The organism is Staphylococcus sp. EG-SA-17 (genome assembly GCF_017151845.1).
Taxonomy (GTDB): domain Bacteria; phylum Bacillota; class Bacilli; order Staphylococcales; family Staphylococcaceae; genus Staphylococcus; species Staphylococcus aureus.
This window is the reverse complement of record NZ_JACVZO010000161.1, coordinates 1-248: the sequence shown is the minus strand read 5'-3', so window position 1 is coordinate 248 and position 248 is coordinate 1. Positions and strand designations below refer to the sequence as shown.

Below are 248 nucleotides of genomic sequence, written 5' to 3'. Positions count from 1 at the left end.
AAAGCAACGTCATATGGTGCTGGAATTATCCACTTCTTAGGTGGTATTCATGAAATTTATTTCCCATATGTATTAATGCGTCCTTTATTATTTATCGCTGTTATTTTAGGTGGAATGACTGGTGTTGTAATTATCCAATAGCGCTTCAGGATCATCATCTGATGAAGATGTTTCACTAACATTACCACTAGCATTTTCTTCTGTATTAACATTTTTATCAGAAGATACTAACTTAGAAGCAACGCTTG

The 248-nt window shown here is 33.9% G+C and carries 1 pseudogene; it reads left to right on the top strand.

The window, feature by feature from the left end:
• Positions 1 to 138: pseudogene (locus IDG65_RS14960) on the top strand (hypothetical protein); the annotation flags it as partial.
• Positions 139 to 248: the final 110 nt, after the last annotated feature.